The 19481-nt window shown below is 63.2% G+C and carries 17 protein-coding genes and 2 pseudogenes; 9 read left to right on the top strand and 10 right to left on the bottom strand.

The genetic code is table 11. The features are described from left to right. Positions 1-7: 7 nt before the first annotated feature. The 5 genes from dnaN to IPG65_RS06500 all read left to right on the top strand — a co-directional run bounded on the left by dnaN (position 8) and on the right by IPG65_RS06500 (position 8158). Positions 8-1138 carry a DNA polymerase III subunit beta gene (dnaN, locus tag IPG65_RS06480; RefSeq protein ID WP_293188427.1) on the top strand — a complete coding sequence of 377 codons (1131 nt, stop codon included), beginning with the start codon at positions 8-10 and terminating at the stop codon, positions 1136-1138. Positions 1139-1223: 85 nt separating this feature from the next. Then, a complete protein-coding gene (gyrB, locus tag IPG65_RS06485) occupies positions 1224-3815 on the top strand; it encodes a DNA topoisomerase (ATP-hydrolyzing) subunit B (protein WP_293188428.1) in 2592 nt (863 codons plus the stop codon). A gap of 112 nt (positions 3816-3927) precedes the next feature. Next, the gene (locus IPG65_RS06490) at positions 3928-4704 is read left to right on the top strand and encodes a sigma-70 family RNA polymerase sigma factor (RefSeq protein ID WP_293188429.1); all 777 of its coding nucleotides are present in this window, start codon (positions 3928-3930) and stop codon (positions 4702-4704) included. Next, a complete protein-coding gene (locus IPG65_RS06495; protein ID WP_293188430.1) occupies positions 4704-5270 on the top strand; it encodes a hypothetical protein in 567 nt (188 codons plus the stop codon). The genes IPG65_RS06490 and IPG65_RS06495 overlap by 1 nt, the downstream gene beginning before the upstream one ends. Before the next feature lie 2 nt (positions 5271-5272). Beyond that, on the top strand, positions 5273-8158 hold the full coding sequence (locus IPG65_RS06500; protein ID WP_293188431.1) for a UvrD-helicase domain-containing protein: 2886 nt from the start codon (positions 5273-5275) through the stop codon (positions 8156-8158). Between the two features lie 292 nt (positions 8159-8450). Here the strand turns inward: IPG65_RS06500 and IPG65_RS06505 are convergent, their stop codons facing one another. The 8 genes from IPG65_RS06505 to IPG65_RS06540 form a co-directional block, all read right to left on the bottom strand. Further along, the gene (locus IPG65_RS06505) at positions 8451-8981 is read right to left on the bottom strand and encodes an HAD domain-containing protein (RefSeq protein WP_293188432.1); all 531 of its coding nucleotides are present in this window, start codon (positions 8979-8981) and stop codon (positions 8451-8453) included. Further along, complete coding sequence (locus tag IPG65_RS06510; protein ID WP_293188433.1) at positions 8974-9465, bottom strand: antitoxin Xre/MbcA/ParS toxin-binding domain-containing protein; 492 nt, start codon at positions 9463-9465, stop codon at positions 8974-8976. Before IPG65_RS06510 ends, IPG65_RS06505 begins: the two co-directional genes overlap by 8 nt. Before the next feature lie 83 nt (positions 9466-9548). Continuing rightward, the gene (locus IPG65_RS06515) at positions 9549-10556 is read right to left on the bottom strand and encodes a hypothetical protein (RefSeq protein WP_293188434.1); all 1008 of its coding nucleotides are present in this window, start codon (positions 10554-10556) and stop codon (positions 9549-9551) included. Then, complete coding sequence (locus IPG65_RS06520) at positions 10475-11035, bottom strand: hypothetical protein (RefSeq protein ID WP_293188435.1); 561 nt, start codon at positions 11033-11035, stop codon at positions 10475-10477. The genes IPG65_RS06515 and IPG65_RS06520 overlap by 82 nt, the downstream gene beginning before the upstream one ends. Before the next feature lie 77 nt (positions 11036-11112). Continuing rightward, positions 11113-11400 carry a hypothetical protein gene (locus tag IPG65_RS06525; RefSeq protein ID WP_293188436.1) on the bottom strand — a complete coding sequence of 96 codons (288 nt, stop codon included), beginning with the start codon at positions 11398-11400 and terminating at the stop codon, positions 11113-11115. Positions 11401-11438: 38 nt separating this feature from the next. Further along, positions 11439-11924: a hypothetical protein gene (locus IPG65_RS06530; protein ID WP_293188437.1), complete on the bottom strand. Its 486-nt coding sequence runs from the start codon at positions 11922-11924 to the stop codon at positions 11439-11441. Positions 11925-11945: 21 nt separating this feature from the next. Next, positions 11946-13067, bottom strand: coding sequence for a HigA family addiction module antitoxin (locus IPG65_RS06535; protein WP_293188438.1), 1122 nt, complete (start codon positions 13065-13067; stop codon positions 11946-11948). A 16-nt stretch (positions 13068-13083) separates the two neighbouring features. Further along, complete coding sequence (locus IPG65_RS06540) at positions 13084-13380, bottom strand: type II toxin-antitoxin system RelE/ParE family toxin (RefSeq protein WP_293188439.1); 297 nt, start codon at positions 13378-13380, stop codon at positions 13084-13086. Between the two features lie 169 nt (positions 13381-13549). Here IPG65_RS06540 and IPG65_RS06545 point away from each other — a divergent pair, with 169 nt between their 5' ends. After that, positions 13550-13753, top strand: a complete 204-nt coding sequence (locus IPG65_RS06545; RefSeq protein WP_293188440.1) for a hypothetical protein — start codon at positions 13550-13552, stop codon at positions 13751-13753. Positions 13754-14327: 574 nt separating this feature from the next. On the opposite strand, the gene IPG65_RS06550 is transcribed toward IPG65_RS06545, so the two are convergent. Together IPG65_RS06550 and IPG65_RS06555 are read right to left on the bottom strand one after the other, a co-directional pair. Then, on the bottom strand, positions 14328-14846 hold the full coding sequence (locus IPG65_RS06550; RefSeq protein ID WP_293188441.1) for an IS630 family transposase: 519 nt from the start codon (positions 14844-14846) through the stop codon (positions 14328-14330). 244 nt (positions 14847-15090) lie between these two features. Next, positions 15091-15441, bottom strand: a pseudogene (locus IPG65_RS06555) (helix-turn-helix domain-containing protein); the annotation flags it as partial. A gap of 275 nt (positions 15442-15716) precedes the next feature. On the opposite strand from IPG65_RS06555, the gene tnpB reads away from it, so the two are divergent. The 3 genes and pseudogenes from tnpB to IPG65_RS06570 all read left to right on the top strand — a co-directional run bounded on the left by tnpB (position 15717) and on the right by IPG65_RS06570 (position 19364). After that, positions 15717-16460 (top strand): IS66 family insertion sequence element accessory protein TnpB, encoded by a 744-nt coding sequence (gene tnpB / locus IPG65_RS06560; RefSeq protein ID WP_293188442.1) that lies wholly within the window; start codon positions 15717-15719, stop codon positions 16458-16460. Between the two features lie 123 nt (positions 16461-16583). Continuing rightward, positions 16584-18163: pseudogene (locus tag IPG65_RS06565) on the top strand (IS66 family transposase). Between the two features lie 73 nt (positions 18164-18236). Further along, positions 18237-19364 (top strand): hypothetical protein, encoded by a 1128-nt coding sequence (locus tag IPG65_RS06570; protein ID WP_293188443.1) that lies wholly within the window; start codon positions 18237-18239, stop codon positions 19362-19364. The last annotated feature ends 117 nt before the right edge of the window (positions 19365-19481 follow it).

Raw genomic sequence — 19481 nt, forward strand, 5'->3', positions numbered from 1 at the left:
GGAAGACATGATCGTTCTGAAGACCACCCAAGACAGGCTGCTGGCGGCGCTTCAGTCCGTGTCGGGCATCGTGGAGCGGCGCCACACCCTGCCGGTGCTGGCCAACGTGCTGATCCGCAAGGCGGGCGAGGCCACGCAGCTCACCACCAGCGACCTCGAAATCCAGATCCGCACCGCCGCCGAGCTGGGCGGCGACGCGGCCGGCTTCAGCACCACCGTCGGCGCGCGCAAGCTGATCGACATCCTGCGCACCATGCCGGCCGACCAGGTCGTCAGCCTGGAGTCGCAGCAGTCCAAGCTCATCCTCAAGGGCGGCAAGAGCAAGTTCACGCTGCAAACCCTGCCGGCCGAGGACTTCCCCCTGGTGCAGGAATCGCCCAGCTTCGGCCCCGCCTTCCAGGTGCCGCAGAAGACGCTGAAGAGCCTGCTCGACCAGGTGGCCTTCGCCATGGCGGTGCACGACATCCGCTATTACCTCAACGGCATCCTGTTCGTGGCCGAGGGCCGGCAGCTCTCGCTCGTGGCCACCGACGGCCACCGCCTGGCGTTCTCCAGCGCCACGCTTCAAGTCGAGGTGCCCAAGCAGGAGGTCATCCTGCCGCGCAAGACCGTGATCGAGCTGCAGCGCCTGCTGTCCGACGCCACCGCGCCCGAGGGGCAGGAGGCGCCGATGATCGAGATGCAGTTCGCCGGCAACCAGGCCAAGTTCAGCTTCGGCGGCATGGAGTTCGTCACCAAGCTGGTCGAGGGCAAGTTCCCCGACTACAACCGCGTGATCCCCAAGAACCACCAGAACGGCGTCACCCTCGGCCGCGCGCCGCTGCTGGCCAGCCTGCAGCGCACCGCGATCCTGACCAGCGACAAGTTCAAGGGCGTGCGCCTCAACTTCGAGCCCGGCACCCTGCGCATCGCCTCCAGCAATGCCGAGCAGGAAGAAGCCGTGGACGAGCTCGACATCGACTACGACGGCGACCCGATCGAGATCGGCTTCAACGTCACCTACCTGATCGACGCCCTGGCCAACATGAGCCAGGAGGAAATGATCCGCATCGAGCTGCAGGACGCCAACAGCTCGGCGCTGCTGACCCTGCCCGACAACGCCGAGTTCAAGTATGTGGTGATGCCGATGCGCATCTGACGGCGCTCCTTTTTCAGGAGCTGTCAGCGCAACAAACCCGCCAGCCCTGGCGGGTTTTGGCCTTCAAAAGAGCGAAAGAGAAGTGATGACCGATTCCAGCCAGACCCCCGATACCCCGCGCCCGGACAGCCCGAGCGGCGAAGGCGGCTACGGCGAGGGCGCCATCCAGATCCTGGAAGGCCTGGAGGCGGTGCGCAAGCGCCCGGGCATGTACATCGGCGACACCAGCGACGGCACCGGCCTGCACCACCTGGTGTTCGAGGTGGTGGACAACTCCATCGACGAGGCGCTGGCGGGCTACTGCGACGACATCGTCGTCACTATCCACACCGACAACTCCGTCAGCGTGGTGGACAACGGGCGCGGCATCCCCACCGGCGTGAAGATGGACGACAAGCACGAGCCCAAGCGCTCGGCCGCCGAGATCGCGCTGACCGAGCTGCACGCCGGCGGCAAGTTCAACCAGAACAGCTACAAGGTCTCGGGCGGCCTGCACGGCGTGGGCGTGAGCTGCGTGAACGCGCTGTCCAGCTCGCTGCGCCTGACGGTGCGGCGCGAGGGCAAGAAGCACGAGCTGGAGTTCTGCCGCGGCTTCGTGCAGAACAGAATAACGACGGAACAACAAGGCACCTCGGGCCTTGTCCTTGTGTCGCCGATGCGCATCACCGGCGACACCGAGAAGCGCGGCACCGAGGTGCGCTTCCTGCCCGACACCGAGATCTTCAAGGAAAACAGCGAGTTCCACTACGAGATCCTGAGCAAGCGGCTGCGCGAGCTGAGCTTCCTGAACAACGGCGTGCGCATCCGCCTGATCGACGAGCGCAGCGGGAAAGAGGACGACTTCTCCGGCGCCGGCGGGGTGAAGGGCTTCGTCAACTTCATCAACACCGGCAAGCGCGTGCTGCACCCCAACGCCTTCCACGCCACGGGCACGCGCCCGGCCGACAGCTACGGCGGCATCGCCGGCACCGAGATCGGCGTCGAGGTGGCCATGCAGTGGAACGACGGCTACAACGAGCAGGTGCTGTGCTTCACCAACAACATCCCGCAGCGCGACGGCGGCACGCACCTGACGGGCCTGCGCGCGGCGATGACACGCGTGATCGGCAAGTACATCGAGCAGAACGAACTGGCCAAAAAGGCCAAGGTCGAAGTCAGCGGCGATGACATGCGCGAGGGCCTGACCTGCGTGCTGAGCGTGAAGGTGCCCGAGCCCAAGTTCAGCAGCCAAACCAAGGACAAGCTGGTCTCCAGCGAGGTGCGCGCGCCGGTCGAGGACATCGTCGCCAAAACGCTGACCGACTACCTGGAAGAGCGCCCGAACGACGCCAAGATCCTCTGCGGCAAGATCGTCGAGGCCGCCCGCGCGCGCGAGGCCGCGCGCAAGGCGCGCGAGATGACGCGCCGCAAGGGCGTGCTCGACGGCTTCGGTTTGCCCGGCAAGCTGGCCGACTGCCAGGAGAAGGACCCAGCGCTGTGCGAGATATACATCGTCGAGGGCGACTCCGCCGGCGGCTCGGCCAAGCAGGGGCGCGATCGCAAGTTCCAGGCCATCCTGCCGCTGCGCGGCAAGATCCTGAACGTCGAGCGCGCGCGCTACGAAAAGCTGCTGACCAGCAACGAAATCGTCACCCTCATCACCGCCCTGGGCACCGGCATCGGCAAGACCGCCGCCGACTCCGGCCGCAGCGGCGCCGACGACTTCAACATCGACAAGCTGCGCTACCACCGCATCATCATCATGACCGACGCGGACGTGGACGGCGCCCACATCCGCACCCTGCTGCTGACCTTCTTCTACCGCCAGATGGCCGAGCTGGTCGAGCGCGGACACATCTACATCGCCCAGCCGCCGCTGTACAAGGTCAAGGCCGGCAAGGAAGAGCTGTACCTGAAGGACGGCGCCGCGCTCGACACCTTCCTGCTGCGCGTCGCGCTGAAGGACGCCACGGTGCACACCGGCGGCGAGGCGACGCGGCAGTTCAGCGGCGACACCCTGGCCGAGCTGGCGCGCAAGCACCAGCTGGCCGAGGGCGTGATCGAGCGCCTGTCCGGCTTCATGGACGCCGAGGCGCTGCGCGCCATCGCCGGCGGCGTGGCGCTCGACCTGGACACCGTCGAGGCAGCCGAGGCCAGCGCCATCGCCCTGCAGCGGCGCCTGCACGAGCAGCAAGCCAACGGCAGCGCCCCGGAAGTCGCCAGCGAATTCGACGCCCGCACCGACAAGCCCGTGCTGCGCCTGAGCCGCCGGCACCACGGCAACATCAAGAGCAGCGTCATCACGCAGGACTTCGTGCACGGCGCCGACTACGCCGCCCTGGCCGAGGCGGCGCACACCTTCAAGGGCCTGCTGGGCGACGGCGCCAAGGTCACGCGCGGCGAAGGCGAGCGCCAGCGCGAGGAGCGCGTCGCCAGCTTCCGCGAGGCCATGGCCTGGCTCATCGCCGAGGCCGAGCGCACCACCACGCGCCAGCGCTACAAGGGCCTGGGCGAGATGAACCCCGAGCAGCTGTGGGAAACCACCATGGACCCGACCGTGCGGCGCCTGCTGCGCGTGCAGATCGACGACGCCATCGAGGCCGACCACGTGTTCACCACGCTGATGGGCGACGAAGTGGAGCCGCGGCGGGACTTCATCGAGGCCAATGCGCTGCGGGCGGTGAACATCGACGCCTGAGGGCTGTAGAGCGAGGCATAAGACGCGAAACGGCGAACCATAAGTTGCGAAAACTATGAACACCTTTTTGTCGATAGCACGTCCTTTGACGGGTAAGGCCTGAGGGATGGTCATGGCGCGCCCCCTCCGTAAGCACAAGCTCGACGGCACGCCTTACTTCAGACGAGACAAGGTAGAGACCGAGATTCAAGCCCTCGCTGGAATCAGTGCCGCAGAACTGGAGCGTCGTGCTGACCTATGGCAGGTCAGCGACCCCGGATACGTCTCCCCCGAAGCGCTGCTGTACTTCGTGCGCAACGCGGCCTCCGGCGCCCACCGCGAGAAACTGACCGAGAAGCTTCTACTCCGTGTGGCCCGCCGAGTTCCCTCAGTCGCCAACGCCGACGGCAAAACGGTCTCGATGACCAGGATGAACATCCGCGAGGCCGTCCGCGACCACTTCGTTGACCTGCTGCTCAGCGACCGGAACCAATACGACGACCGCCTCGACTACTACGAGGTCAACTTCAACAGCGCGGTCGCGGCGGATCGTCGGGATGCGAACGACCGACACTGGAAGCAGGAGAACCGGACTGCTGAAATTGAGACCGAGGATGGCGAGGTCTCCGCCCAGGTCGAATCAGCCGTCGGACACAACAACCCGTTCGACGCCGACGAACTCGACAAAAAAGATTACCGGCTCCTCCTTGACGAGGCGATTGACAGCCTACCTGAGTTCCAACGGAGGATCGTCGTTATGTGGCGCCAAGACATTCCCATTGAGTCCAACGACCCCTCGGTCGAGTCAATTAGCAAAGTCCTGGGGAAATCGGAGAAGACCGTCCGCACGCATCGCGACAAGGCCTTTGCGTCCCTGAAGCTGCGCCTTGAGCGCAAGGGGAAGAAGTGATGGCTAAGCAACCACAAATCACCGCAGATGATGTCCTGAGAGCGCTCGCCATGGACTTCGAGCCAGGAACCAGTGTTCTGCAGCGATACCTCACCCAGTACCCTGAGCATTCCTTGGCCCTGATAGACCTGTCCATGGAGTTGACACGGGAGTTCGACGATGATGCCCCGCCCGGCGCCGCTGAGTTCGACCTTGCCGCCGCGGGTATGGCGCGCCTCCGGGAGAACACGGCAACTCTTCAGTCTCTGCAAGCTGCCCCAGCAAAGGCGTTTGCCGACGCCATCAAAGTGCTGTCCTTGCCTATGCAGGTCGGCCTTGCGTTCCGAGAGCGTCGGATAGAGGTCGCAACCTTGCCCCGGCGCGTTCTGGCGAAAATGGCTGAGGCGCTGCAGACATCGACCGAAACACTGCTCTCGTACCTCGCTCTTCCTCCCGAGGCTCCCCTAGCTCGTGCAAGGAAGTCGACCGTCAAGCCAGCAGTTCCTGAGAAAGTGTCGTTCGAGAGGGTATTGCAAGACGCTGGCGTCGACGAACAGAGCATTTCGAACCTACTCCTTGAGGAGTAGTCATGGACCCGATAGAGCTTGCTCGGCAGCGCGCTCGGCGACTGCACGATGAGGCCGTCCAGCGCGGGCGCAACCCATGGTCCCCGTACGAGTTCGCTGTTGGCATAGCGAACGACCTCGGGATCGCCGTCGAGACCTGCGCTCCCGGTGCCGCGCTGCTCGATGGCGGCCGAGCCTCCTTTGACCCGGACCTTCCTCTCATCATCCATGAGACCGAAGGTTCACATTTCGACCAAGCATTCCTGGTTGCGCACGAAATCGGGCACGCCGAACTGGGCGATGGAGAAGAGACGTCTGGACCAGCGACCCACATCGACCCGGCCCGCACCTCGGAAGCCGCTCCCGTCGGGATGGACCGGGTCGTCGATTACAGCCGCCGACAGCGTCGAGAAGTCCAAATGGACCTCTTTGCCAGAGAGCTTCTCCTACCGAGGCCTCGGATCGTCGACCTGCATGTGGCTCAGGGCCAAACCTGTTCTGACATTGCAGGACGGCTAGGTGCTCCATTCGAAGTCGTTGCGCAGCAGATGCTCGATGCGCTGCTCCTGCCAGCCATTCCGGTCGTCGCTGAGGCCGACTCCGTTGGAATTCCTCTTAACGACAAGCAGCGGGACGCGGCGCAGCATCGTGGCGCGGCATTCCTACTTCAGGCCGGGCCTGGAACTGGGAAGACCCGCACGCTCGTTGCACGCGTTGAAAGCTTGATGGATGAAGGCGTTGACCCACGGCGCATCCTTCTCCTGACCTTCTCGAACAAGGCCGCTGGAGAGATGACCGAGCGGATCGCGTTGAAACGGCCGAAGGACGCCGCAGCACTCTGCATCGGAACCTTCCATAGCTTCGGCCTGGACATCCTGCGGCGATTCAATGACCGGTGCGGCCTCCCGGCCGATCCCCGCCTGATGGATCGAACCGAGGCCGTGGAGCTTCTTGAGAACGAGTTCCCTCGGCTCGGCCTGAACCATTACCGCAACCTCTACGATCCATCGCAAACCGCTGCTGAAATCTTGACCGCGGTGTCACGCGCAAAGGATGAGGTTGTTGATGCCGCGGGGTATCAGGTGCTGGCCACAGCTATGCGTATGGCAGCGACCGACCCGGGCGCGGTGGAAGCAGCAGAGAAGGCAGCGGAGGTCGCCAAGGTCTACGCGCGTTACGAGGAGCTGAAGGCAGTCTCCCGGTGTGTGGACTTCGGTGATCTAGTCATGCGCCCGGTGCTGCTGCTGGAGAGCGATGAGGCAATTCGAGCTCAGCTTCAGAGCGACTATGACCACATCCTGGTTGACGAGTACCAGGACGTGAACCGCAGCAGCGTGCGGCTCCTGGCGGCGCTGAAGCCATCGGGCGTCAACCTGTGGGTGGTGGGAGACGCCAAGCAATCCATTTACCGGTTCCGCGGTGCCTCGTCGTTCAACATGTCCCGCTTCGGACGCGAGGATTTCCCTGGCGCGGTACGCGACAGCCTGGAGGTCAACTACCGCTCCACCAAGGAAGTGGTCCATGCCTTTTCGACTTTTGCCACTGGCATGTCTGCAGCGGATGGCGAGAAGGCGCTCGAAGCGGATCGAGGCCCTGGTGGCAAGCTACCTGAGGTCATCACGGTGGGCATCACGCCTTTGCTCACGGCGGCTATCGCTGATGGCATTGAAGAGCTCCGCGCAGAAGGATACCGGTATCGCGACCAGGCCGTCCTATGCCGCGGGAATGACCGGCTGTCTGATGTCGGACGGGAACTCGAGCGCGCAGGCATTCCGGTGCTCTTCCTGGGCAGCCTGTTTGAGCGGCCGGAGGTGAAGGACCTCGTTGCCGTGCTGACGCTCCTCGTTGACCGGCGCGCGATGGGGCTGATCCGGACCGCTTGCTGGCCGGAATTCACGATGAGTTTGGAGGACGCAGTTCGCGTCTTTGAGCATCTGCGAGGCACCAACGCGGAGCCGGGTGCTTGGCGACTGGGCGCCCCCGCTGAGGTGACGGCTGCGGGGCAAGCGGCACTGTCCTCCCTCCATGCGGCCCTTGCTGGCTTCGATGCGATGTCGCAGCCTTGGACCGTGCTGGCGACTCTTCTGTTGGATCGGACCAGGCAGGCAGCACGCATCTCTGCTTCGACCAACGTGCCGGAGCAGGCCCAGGGCATTGCGATCTGGCAGTTCATGAACTTCGTTCGGGTTCAGCCAAGCGGCCAGGGCCTCCCGATCCAGCGGCTTTCCGACCGCGTGAGGAGGCTGCTGCGCCTCAGAGACGACAGAGACCTGAGGCAACTGCCTGCGGCAACGCAGGGTATCGACGCAGTCCGCCTGATGACGATCCACGGCTCGAAGGGGCTGGAGTTTCCAGCGGTCCACATTGCCGGCGTCAACAAGGACTCGATCCCAGGGTCACTTCGGACATCGAAATGCCCGCCACCGGCGGGCATGGTCGCCGGTGGGCAAGGAAGCGCCGAGGAAGTTGCAAGGGCGGCCCACAACGAAGAGCAGGAGTGCCTGTTCTACGTCGCGATGTCCCGCGCCCGAAATCGTCTGGCGTTCTACGGGGCCACCGCTGCGGCGAACGGTCGAGCTAGGCCGCTGTCGCCGTTCCTAGATCGAATCGGACCAGTCAATCAGCGGCCCGTGACGCCGACTACCGTCATGCCTCCGGCTCCCGACGAAGCGCTCATTCCAGTCGTCTTCTCTGGCACACCACGCTTCAGTTCAGATGCGGTCGGGCTCTACGAGTCCTGCGCTCGACGGTTTTTGTACACGCACCTGCTTCAGGTGGGTGGTCGGCGCCGGATGAGCTCGTTCATGCAGATGCATGAGGCCATCCCGGGATGCCAGCCAGCGGGCCGCGGCTTGCGCCATTCCGTCGAGGGTGTGCCGCGATCCGGAAACGCGCCCGAACTGGGGTAGTACCTCTTGCTGCAGGAAACGGTTGCGTCGATGCCCCCTGAGAACGGAGGCCACCCCGTGTTCGTCCAGCTCCGCGTAGAACTCGCACGAATCTCCGACGATGCCAATGCTCAGGAGTTCGCCATCGTCTGCGGCCTTGCGGAATTCGGTGTCGAGGAAGAGCATCTCAGGTGCGTGTGGCAGGGCGGGTGCCGGTCGTGGCAGTCTCATCAAGGCGGCGTGCGCGAGGGCCCCAACTTTCCCGGTATAGGGCGGCACGCAATGGGCCGCGTTCACCGCCATGGCCATGACATCACGGGCAAGGCGTTGTCAGGGCCTTGTGGATGAAGGGTAGGTGCCCGCGGTGGAGCCCGACACCCACACGGCAAAGCAGCACCCGACCCGCCCTGTCGTGGGCTGACCCGACGAGGCTCGCGCCGCTGGCCTCATCGTCGAGGACACAGTACGGTTCGTCGCGATGGTGTTCCGCAAGCCAGGCGTCGATGACTTCCACCCTGATGGCCGCCGGACCTCGCGGTGCGCTCCAGGCGTCGTGAAGCGACAGGGCAACCTGCTCATAGCCCGCCAGGCGCAGAAGTCTCTCGAAGGCGGCGCGGGACGTGAACCGCACCCAATGGGACGTGACGACGATCTTGGCAGGCAACGCTTGCAGCAACTCCGTAAGCGCCTGCCCCGCCGGTGGGTGGATCAGCTGTCGGCAAACATCCGGCGCCAATTCATGGACGCGGCGCTTGTCGAATGCCGAAGTCCGGCTCAGGACGACGACATCATCCATATCCAGGAAGATGATGGGGCATGACTGTTGGGTCTCCGGATCAATCACGTAGCCCCCCAGGATTGAGCATGATTCTTTGGAGCTGTTCGTTTACCCGGTCCAGGCCACCTGGCTCGAGAACGATGTCGATTGGCAAACCGCCCAATCCGACGGCAGGTTGAATCAGCCAGCCGGCGAGCCAGGCGGCCGACTCGCCCGCGCCGCAGGTGCTTACGGTAGCCTGTAGGCGCGCGAAGGCCGGCGTCCGCGCGAACTCCTCCAGCCGATCCAGGAGCGCGCGATGACCGGAAACGAATGCGCCAACGCCATCACCTGACGGCTGTTGACGCGGGGTGTCTTCAACGCCTGCCCGCTCCTGGAGCGCCAGCAGTGCGCGGTCGACGACGGTCTCAACGGGACCGACGACCCTGGCCTGGCTTAGCGCGGGACTCAGCGTGACCTCGGCCCGTAGTGCAAAGGCCAATCGGCACCATGCCGTCAAAGGGACACTCCCCGAACCCTTCAGTGCCGCAGCAACCAGCTCGATCTTCACGTTCGCCTGCCGGGATAGCTTTCACTCGGAGATGCCTCGTTCGTCGAGCAGACGCTTCAGGGCTTGTCCCAACTCGACTTCGTTCATGGCATACCTCCAGCGGTTGCGGCGCCATCAGGTTCTGCCGGGGGGCGTCCCCGCACTCCACGCGCCCGAAGCGTTCCGAGGTTGGCCGCCTTGAATGCCATGGCTGCAACGTCTGAGAGCCGGACCAACGCACCTCGCTGCCAGCCAACCGCATTGGTTCTGCCGGAGATGACGCCGATGGGCGTCAACTGCTTCGTCAGATTCCAGGCGCGCTGCCCGACGAGCTTGGCCAGGTCGTTGACCGGCATGTAGGTGCGGGTGAACTCCAGGAGCTGGGCCGGCATCACGACGCGGCACGGCTGGCCGCGCAACATGATGGAATAGGACTTCAGCAGCCCCTGCTCGATCCAGTGGTCGATGCTCTCGTGCTTCCAGCCCGTCAGCTTGGCCAATTGGTTCACCGACAGCCCGGCCTCCAGCAGCGGAGTGCCAAAGAACCGCCGCACGTCGGACAGCAGGTACTGCAGTGCACCCACCGTGGCGGCAGGCTCCTGCGCCTGGACTTCACCGATCTGGATGGCACGCATCAGCGTCTGGATGGCCGTGTTGTCACCCAGGCGCCGGCTGGTCAGGTCCCGGAAGGCGATGCGTTCGCCGGCGGCCGCGGATGCAGCAACGTTCGCCAGCAGCTTCGCCTGCACCTGCTCCACCGCGCTGACGCGGATCGGACCGCCCTTGAGCACGTCCTTCACCCAGCCGTAGTCCGCCTCGACCAGGCCGGCGTCCGCCATGTTGGCCAGCACCTTCGGCGGCACGTCCAGTGCCTTGCTGGCCGCGGCCTCCGTCATCCATCCCTGCCGCACGGCGACGATGCGGTCCAGATCGGTGCGCAGCACCTCGTACATTTTGCCCTTGGTGCCGAGCCGGCGCGTGCGGTACTGGACCTGGCCAGCAGCGATGGCGCGGCGCAGCGTGGGCACCGTCATCTGGCCATGGTGGGCTGCGTCACCCAGGCGCACGTAGCGCAGGTCCTCCCAGCTGTCGACGTCCTCGATACCGACCACGCCATCGAACTCGGTTGTGGCGACCCGAGCGGCGGATGACCCAGGGTTGGAAAGCGAGGCGGCAGCGGGTTGTTGGCGCTCCGCTCGACAGCGGCGTGCCGCCGGGCTTGTGTGGCGGTTTCCTTGGATTTGGCAGCCTTGTTGGCTGGCGCACGTCCGCTTTGGTCTTTACGCCCCTTGCGGCCCTTGGGCGCCCGCTCCACTGACCGATTCAGCACGTCGCGGCGCAGGGTTTCGGAGGCCACGTCCACGCCTTCCTCAGCCGCCTCGGCCAGCAAGGCTGCGGCCTCTTCGTAGCTGTACGCCGGGGTGATTTCGGAGGTGCTGTCGTTGATGAGAGGCACCAGGGTGCGCCCATCACCGCCAATGACCTGAGCAAGTCCGGCATCGTCGAGAAGGCGCAGGCGGCTGGGTTCAGGACAGTCCAGTTCACCGACGGGTACGACGGGACCTGGAAGGTGCGCTTCGAAGCCGTGCATGGTGCGTGACTTGAACGATGGTCAGGCAGAACTTCCTGCGGTGGGCCGCCTTAAGCCGGAACTGCCGGATCGGTCCGTCAAAGCTGGGCTTCGATACGGGCAAAAGCTTGGTCACCCCGCTTGTAGTTCGGGCGCGGTCCATGAAAGGCCTGCGGCGCGGCGCTGATGCCATGCATCTCGTGGACATGGAAGAGCTTCCATCCGACGAACTCGCCGGACTCGCTTCCTCCGCCCACTTGGTAGGCCCGTAGTGCCTTGTGACCTTTGCGGTCGGTGCCATACGTATGGGGTTCAACGGTGCGCCGGAACCCGTCGTAGGTGAAGTGAAGCAAGCGGCGGGCTTGAATCGCAGCGGCGATGGGCATGTGGAGACCTTCTTCTATTCACCGACAGGGCGGGGATTTCAGGCGGCTTTCCGACCTTTGAGCGGCAACTGCAGCTCCTCCACGTCCAGCGTGAAGTTGAGCGGCACCTGGATGGGGTCTTTGCTCTGGTTCTTGCCGTTGTAGACGTCCACATCAGTCTTGAGCTGGAAACAGTCGCCGACGATCTGCTGGCGCCGCTGAGAGAACGACCGGACGAAGTGAGAGCGCGGGGCCTTGTCGTCATCCATGTCCGCCCACAGCGACATGGTGCGCTCGCCCTTCTTGACGCGGACGGCATGCTTGGCACGGTAGCTCTGCCCATCTTCGCTGGTTCGGTATTCCTCGCGGAAGTATTGCGAGATGTCCGAGGCAATTGCATCGACGACCGTGCGAATGCTCGGCTTGTGAAGGCCATGCTTGTAGGCCCACTCAGCCACCGCGTGAGGATCGAGCATTCCGTCGCCCCCGACCTCGGATTGGTAGCGCTCGATGTATGCCTTGACCTGATTCCCGTACGCAGACATGTGAACCTCCAATGACAACAGTTACTCGGTAAACGATCCCCAGCCGTCGACGTCAGCCGACGGCAGCACGAACGAACGCACCTTCACTTGGTGCTTGCGCAGAAAGTCATGTCGGCCGAGGCGACGTTGTAGTTGCCCGACGACCAATCCTGGGTGGACCTGAATACGCTGCGCAAACCGCAGCACGCGCTCTTCGGAGAAGTACGGTTGCACCCGGGCGATGAAGTCGTCAAGTTCGACCGAGGGCACGCAGAAGTCAGCTCCGGCGGCGTTGGCCAGGCGCTCGCACTCCGGAAGCTCCTCCTTCGAGTCACCACCCACATCGGTGTCGATGACCGGACGGTTCTCGGCCTTGCCGTCTTCGCGCAGGACGTGCTCGATTTCGTGGCGAAGCACGAACCAGAAGTTGTCGATGCGGTCGAACCGCAGCGTCATGCCGATAACGGGCTTGGCGTCGTCCAGCCAGAAGCACGCCCCGTCCATCTTTGACCCTGCAAGCGATTCGACGAAAACCAGCCGCACACCCGTTTCGGCAAGGATGCGTGGCGCATGTCGCACCTCTTCAGGCGACAGGATGAGCTTGCGTAGCGCTTCAATGGCCGCGAGCAACTTCGCCTTCGAGTACGTTGGCACCACTTGTTGATTCGCGATGGCCCGCACCCGAAACAGCCACGCAAGCTGCAACGGCGTGGTGTCTGTCATGGCATGCGTTTTCTTCGCGGCGTGGCTCAGTTCCGGGACGCTCGAGACGTCCGCGATGTTGAAGAACTCGCAGAAGCGCTGCTCCAACACCTCAACACTCTCGCTGGTGCGGACCCACCCACGGCGGAGCATTTCGCGCACGGGGAACTGGGTGTACAGGCGCGCTTTGCGGGCCACGTGGTCGTTGGGCACGGTTACCTTGGAGAGCTGGTACTGGCTCTCCAGGTTCATCCAGTAGTCGGGCGAAGTGCCAAAGGCTTCGCCGAGACCCTTGGCGGTCTCCGGGGTGATGGCCCGCTTGCCAGCAATGAGTTCGCTGATAAGACGCGGCGGGCGGTCCAGGATGTCTGCCAGCTCCTGCTGGGTCCAGCTCCGCGCCTCCAGTTCCTCTCGCAGGAACTCGCCAGGCGGGAACACTTCGGCGGGTACACGTGCGTTCATAGGTTCTCCAAAACTTCTAGTGGTAGTCAACGATTTCGACGATTCCAACGACCTTGCAGGGATGGGCGCCGCGGATTTCCAGGATCAGGCGCCACTGCAGATTGAGCCGCACCGAATGCTGACCTTGCCGGTCTGCCTTCAGCTTCTCGAAGTGAAGCGACTTCAGCTGCATGAAGTCGCGCTCGTCCCGAGCAGCGCGAATCTGCTGCATCCGTTTTCGGTACGCCCGAACGACCTCTTGCGCGTGGCCTGCCGTGAATTGCGGATCGGTCTCGAGGCGGTCTAAGTCGTCATCGTCAAACTCAACTTCCATCTCGAAAGTCTATCCAAGAGTTCTGCATTAGTCAACACCATCTTTACACATGGTGTAATGATGGTGTTATTCAATGTGGCGTAATTGCCAAGCAACTCCCCACACTGGGAGCTACGGCTAGTTCGCAAGCGTCGACGGTGGAAGGCGAGCTGTTCAGCAAAGGTCTGGGGTGTCGCGCGAGACGCTGCGTCGGTTGGAAAAGGCGACGCCACGATTGCGTGTCCTCGGGCTGGAGCGCGACGTGGATCGTCTGGCCACCGACGATGAACTGGCGCGCAAGCGGCAGGACCTCGAACTACAGGGTTCCCGGCACGACGCAGCTCTGCCCGGACTGACAGAACTGGTTCCAAATAAAGCGGCTTTCTCGCTATAAACTGCAGCAACATTGGTGTGTGCTGAGCACTACGCCTGAACAATGCACCTCGCCATGGGCCTCCCCGCACATCTTCTCCGCCGGCATTTGCCCATGACCGCGCAGCCGGTAGCGGTTTCGCACCTTATGGCTGCAACTTTCGCAGCTTATGCTTCGCGGGAACGCGTAAGTTGTTGATTCATAAGTGGGCGGTGTCGCATCTTATGAAACGCTCAACAGGGCGGTGTAGAGCGAGGCATAAGACGCGAAACGGCGAGGCAAAAGTTGCGAAATCTATGGAAGTTCGTTTTTCATAGAAGATGCCTAACGACCTTCTCCCCTACCAACGTCCCCTCCTTGATCCGGAGGCTTACCGAGAGGAACCATAGGTGCCAATTGACCAAGCCAATCTACGAAACGCAGCTCGGCGCTCTGGCGTGCAGGCGGGCGTTGTTAAGCGGGCGAGCCAAAGGACCGCATTTCTCTGTCATAGCCACCATGACCGTGAACTAGCTTTGGGTCTCCAAGCCTACTTGCGGGAGCACGGGCTGGACCTTTACATCGACTGGCAAGACGCAGCCATGCCACTAGTACATCAACACGCAAATTTCGGAACGAAATGCGTAGCGAGTTTCTGATCCGCATCCTGTCGAGTGAACCGCCATTCGATGGTTCGTCGCTGGTCGTTGCGCGCCTGCTGCCAAGCATCAACCTCGGATCGCAGCAGGTCGCGGTTGGGGATTCGCCGGTCCAGGCATTGACGACTCAAGATGCCGATCTCGATCTCCGCCATGTTCAGCCAACTCGCGTGCTTGGGTGTGTGGTGGAACTGCACGCGACGCAAGAGCCTTGCGGCCGCGCGCCGGCCCAGCACATCGTCGAAGCACTTTCTGAAGTGAGTGTTCAGGTTGTCCAGCACCAGATGAACACGGCGTGCCTGGGCGTATGCGCCGGTGAGAAGCTCGCCGATGAAGGCCACGAAGTCAACCTTGCCCCGGTGCGCGGTGACCGAGACGATGCGCTGGCCGGCCTTGGGTTCCACGGCCACGAACAGATTGGTGGTGCCGTGGCGCTTGTACTCGTAGTCCTGTTTGAGCGGGCTGTGCGAGGCCATGGGCAGCGCCTCGCGACCGTGACCGAGGAGTTGCAAAGCTCTTCTCGTCGATGCAGATCACGGGTTCGGCCTTGGACACCGGCCGCGCATACAGCTCGAGCAGGTTGTACATGCGCGCGCGGTACTCCTCGGTCAACGCCCCGATGCACCACATCAGTCGGCGCCAGGGCTTGAGGTCGTTTTTGAGCATGCGTCGCACGGTTTCCCGACTCACCGTGCCCAGACCGGGCTCCTGGCGGGCAGCACGTTCGAGTTCGACCATCGTCCAGCGCTGCCGGCCCTTGGGAGGCGCCGAGCAGGCCAGTGCCGTCACCCGCGCTTGGGCGTCGGTGTCATACCGCGGAGGTCGACCCGAGCGCGCCACGTCGAACACCGCCAGGTCGACCCCACCTTGCAGATACGCCGCGCGGGTGCGCCACACGGCGGTGCGACCGATGCCCAGCACGGCCATGATCCGGGCCTCCGGGATGCCCCGATCCAGGCATGACAGCACATGAGCGCGATTGACCTCCCGCGAAGAATGAACACCCTTGCTGCGAATTTCCTCGATGACCGAGCGATCCTCCTCGCTCAAGTGCAGTTCGGTCTGGCGCATGACAACTCCTTCGTGAGCCAAGTGGCAACGAATGGAGTCTATTCATGTTTCGTTAATTACGTGTCAATGTACTAGGCCTGTCCGACACACCCAACATAGAACTAAACCTCATTGTCGATGGCGACCGCGACAGGGCGGACCTCAAACAATGGTTCGATGAAATCTGGGGCGACGAAAAACTGGTCGCCGATGTCAAGGCCGATGTTCTACGCTACCTGGAGCAGCTTTACGTCGATCATGCGCCAGAGTTCGTCTACTTCAAAACGCTCTATCACGTGTTCGAGCGCTTCCTGTCCGGGCAGGAAGCCGATGCTGCGCTATTCGACCAGACCGCCATCATCGACACCGAGATCTGGAAGGCTTTGTTTGACTTCCAGAAAGACGGCGTCAAAGGCGCCATCCACAAGATCAACCAGCACAACGGCTGCATCTTGGCCGACAGCGTGGGTCTGGGCAAGAGCTACTCGGCGCTGGCCGTCATCAAGTACCACGAGCTGCGCAACCACCGCGTGCTGGTGCTGTGCCCCAAGAAGCTACGTGACAACTGGACGGTCTATCTCGCCCAGAACAACAGCGAACTGAATCCATTTCTCAAGGATCGCTTCGCTTACACCGTGCTCTCGCACACTGACCTGTCGCGTGACAGCGGCCGCGTCGATGGCATTGACCTGGCAACGCTCAACTGGGGCAACTTCGACCTGATCGTCATCGACGAATCGCACAACTTCCGCAACAACACCAGCCTGCTTGCGCGCGTGGTCCAGGTCTTTGGCGCCGCCCACGCACACCACGGCTATCTCTTCGCCAACGTCCGGGCCAACCGCATCAAGCTGGTGGTGCACGACGGCTTCGGCGTATGGTGCGCCACGCGGCGCCTGCACCTGGGCGGCTTCGTGTGGCCGCGTCAAGGTGCGGCGGGCGCCTCTTGCATCACGCTCACGCGCGAACAGTTCGACGCCTTGGTGCTGGGGCTGCCTTGGCAACGCCTGGAGCAACTCAAGACCATCACGCGGATGTGAGCCGCAGGCAAGGCAATCCGAGAATGTCCGATGGCGTTGTAGTGGTCGGCATTCCACAATCAAGACATGCTCGATCTGCACGCACTCAAGGCCCAGGACCTGCGTGCCCTGGACCCTGCTGCGATGGCCCGGCTCGCCGAGCAGATGCTTGCGCACATGGCCGAGCAAACGAGGCAGATCGACGCGCGCGACCAGCAGATCGCCCAGCAGGCGCAGGCGCTCAAGTTCAAGGACGCCAGGATCGAGCGCATCACGTTCGAGCTGGCGCGGCTGAAGGCCTGGAGGTTCGGCGCCAGGACCGAGGCCATGAACGCCGAGCAGCGCCAGTTATTCGAGGAGACACTGGCCGAGGATCAAGCCAGCCTGGAGGCCCAGCTCCATGCCCTGCAGGGCAAGGGTAGCCAGGCATCGGCACCGCCAGCCGACGGACAGGCCCCGCGCAAGCCGCGTCGCCAGGCGCTGCCCGAACACCTGCGCCGTGTCGAGCATCGCCACGAACCCGAAAGCACCTTGTGCCCATCCTTCGGCTGCGGCCAGCCCATGACGCGCATCGGCGAGGACGTCTCGGAGCGGCTGGACATCGTGCCGGCGGAGTTCTTCGTGCACCGCCACATCCGCGGCAAGTGGGTTTGCAAGTGCTGCCTGCGCAAGGGCGAAGGCAGCCTCGTGCAGGAGAGCGTGCTGCCGCAGATCATCGACAAGGGCCAGCCCACGGCCGGGTTGCTCGCGCACACGCTGGTCAGCCGCTTCGTGGACCACCTGCCGTATTACCGGCAAGAGCAGATCAACGCCCGCTCGGGCGTGCACACGCCGCGCTCCACGCTGGCGGCCTGGTCCGGCGCGGCCAGCGCCAGCTTGATGCCCCTGTACGAGGCGCACCGCGCCTTCGTGCTGGGCGCTGCGGTGCTGCACGCCGACGAGATACCGGTGCGGATGCCCGATCCCGGGGCGGGCAAGACCGTCAAGGCCTATGTGCGGGCTTATGCCAGAGGCGAGCATGACGCGATGCCGGGTGTCATCTACGACTTCTGCCGAGGTCGGGGCTCCAGATACCCAGCCGACTTCCTGTCCCAATGGGGGGGCACGCTCAGTTGCGACGATTACGCAGGCTACGACGCCGTGTTCAAACGCCAGGGTTGTATCGAGGCGGGATGCCTGGCACATGCGCGGCGCAAGTTCGATGAACTGGCCAAGGCCCACACCAGCCCCGTGGCCGAGCAAGCCCTGCAGCGCATCGCGTGGCTGTACCGCGTCGAGACCCCAGGCGCGTGGAAAGACGAATGCTGAGCGGCTGGCGCACCGGCAGCAGCATGCCCAGCCGCTTAGGGACGAATTGCACGCTTGGTTATGCCTGGAGCGCGCACGCGTGCCCGACGGCAGCGGCATCGCTGCGGCGCTGGACTACAGCCTCAGACGTTGGCAGGCATTGGGGCGATTCCTGCACGATGGCGCGGTAAGCATCGACAACAACCATATCGAGAACCCTCATGCGCCCCTGGGCGATGGGCAGGAAGGCATGGTGGTTCGCCGGCAGTGAACTGGCCGGCCAGCGTGCGGCCAAGGTCATGAGTCTGGTGCACTCGGCCAAGTTGCATGGGCACGATCCATGGGCTTACCTCAAGGATGTGCTCGAGCGGCTGCTCTCGCACCCCAACCACCGCATCGACGAACTGTTGCCGCACCGCTGGATGCCTGCCGCTTGAGGACTTCTGCGCTCAGTCTTGCCAGCGTCAAGAGGGGATCGCCAGCCGCTTACGCTTTCTCTCCTACGACAAGTTGAACGACGAGATCGACAATTACCAGCTTTCCATCTTCAAGCCGTCCAAGTACGTGCTGGAAGCGTTCAAGGCGCAATACGAAGACCACCGCGTCCAGAATTTCAGCCAGGAAAACCGGGAGAAGTTCCTGATCGGCATGATGAAGGTGAACTTCCTCAAGCGCCTGGAAAGCTCTGTGCGCGCCTTCGCCATCACCATGGAGCGCACCGTCGGCAAGATCGAAGATCTGGAAGAACGGCTCAAGCCGTTCCTGCAACATCAAGCCGAGACGGCGGAAGACATCCAGCCTGATTTCTTCGTGGAACCAACCGAAGAAGACGAAGAACTGGCCCAGGCCTTCCAGGCGGGAGCCAAGCTCAAGTACCGCATGGAGCATATGGACGTGGCCGCCTGGCTGGCCGATCTGGCCACCGATAAGCAACAGCTTTCGCTGCTGGCCGATGCGGCCCAAGCTGTCGATGCATCGCGCGATGCCAAGCTCGCCGAACTCAAACGCCTGATCGAGCACAAGGTGCGCCACCCCAGCACCAACACGCGGGGCGAAGAAAACCGCAAAGTCATCCATTCGATCTACGCGGGGCAGGCTCGGCGCTACTTCCCCCTGCCGGACTACGACCTGAGCGACCCTGGCGCGGTCAAGCTGACGATTTATGGCGGTGTGGTCGATCCGGCTTACAGCCGCCTGTTAATTCAGAAGACCGATTTACCGTTGGCGGATGTGCTGGCGCTGGATCGTGTGCAGAAGAAGCTGCCCATCCCGGACGAGGCCGCAGCCCGCCTGCGGCGCGGTGGCTTGATCGAAGGCCGCAAGCCCAACTACCACGTGTCGGCCACCGTGGCCGAGGCGACGGCGAGCAAGGCTGACTACATTCGCACCCGGGCGCAGGACGATGCCTTCTACGCCAAGCTGTTGACCGACTATTTGGATAAGTTCGGGCAGGCGAACCGCGCGGAGATCAACAAGCTGTTGATGGGCAAGCTGAGCGATGCGCTGGATGACAAGCAAAAGTCCAACAAGGTCAGCAGCCTGTTAACCAAGCTTCGCTGCCAGGGAGTGATCGGGAATATGGGTTCTGATACGGCCCCTTGCTGGCGAAAGACAGAGAGAATTTCAAAGAGAAATTAGAGATTTTCAGAGAGATTGGCAATTATGTCCATATAAATCAACAGCTTATGTCTCTGAGTCGGCGCTCGCCGTCAGAGCTTGTGGACAGCGCCTCTTTGCATAGGAAATTGATCTCTG

Origin of the sequence: Ottowia sp. (assembly GCF_016703145.1) — a bacterium.
In the GTDB taxonomy this organism is placed as follows: Bacteria; Pseudomonadota; Gammaproteobacteria; order Burkholderiales; family Burkholderiaceae_C; genus Ottowia.

Excerpts from the sequence above, each read along its gene's own strand:
- IPG65_RS06520 (WP_293188435.1), bottom strand. The coding sequence starts at position 11,035 with ATGCACGGCTTCGAAGCGCACCTTCCAGGTCCCGTCGTACCCGTCGGT.
- IPG65_RS06490 (WP_293188429.1), top strand. The coding sequence starts at position 3,928 with ATGGCGCGCCCCCTCCGTAAGCACAAGCTCGACGGCACGCCTTACTTC.
- dnaN (WP_293188427.1), top strand. The coding sequence starts at position 8 with ATGATCGTTCTGAAGACCACCCAAGACAGGCTGCTGGCGGCGCTTCAG.
- IPG65_RS06535 (WP_293188438.1), bottom strand. The coding sequence starts at position 13,067 with ATGAACGCACGTGTACCCGCCGAAGTGTTCCCGCCTGGCGAGTTCCTG.
- gyrB (WP_293188428.1), top strand. The coding sequence starts at position 1,224 with ATGACCGATTCCAGCCAGACCCCCGATACCCCGCGCCCGGACAGCCCG.
- IPG65_RS06530 (WP_293188437.1), bottom strand. The coding sequence starts at position 11,924 with ATGTCTGCGTACGGGAATCAGGTCAAGGCATACATCGAGCGCTACCAA.
- IPG65_RS06550 (WP_293188441.1), bottom strand. The coding sequence starts at position 14,846 with ATGGCCTCGCACAGCCCGCTCAAACAGGACTACGAGTACAAGCGCCAC.
- IPG65_RS06500 (WP_293188431.1), top strand. The coding sequence starts at position 5,273 with ATGGACCCGATAGAGCTTGCTCGGCAGCGCGCTCGGCGACTGCACGAT.
- IPG65_RS06540 (WP_293188439.1), bottom strand. The coding sequence starts at position 13,380 with ATGGAAGTTGAGTTTGACGATGACGACTTAGACCGCCTCGAGACCGAT.
- IPG65_RS06495 (WP_293188430.1), top strand. The coding sequence starts at position 4,704 with ATGGCTAAGCAACCACAAATCACCGCAGATGATGTCCTGAGAGCGCTC.
- IPG65_RS06525 (WP_293188436.1), bottom strand. The coding sequence starts at position 11,400 with ATGCCCATCGCCGCTGCGATTCAAGCCCGCCGCTTGCTTCACTTCACC.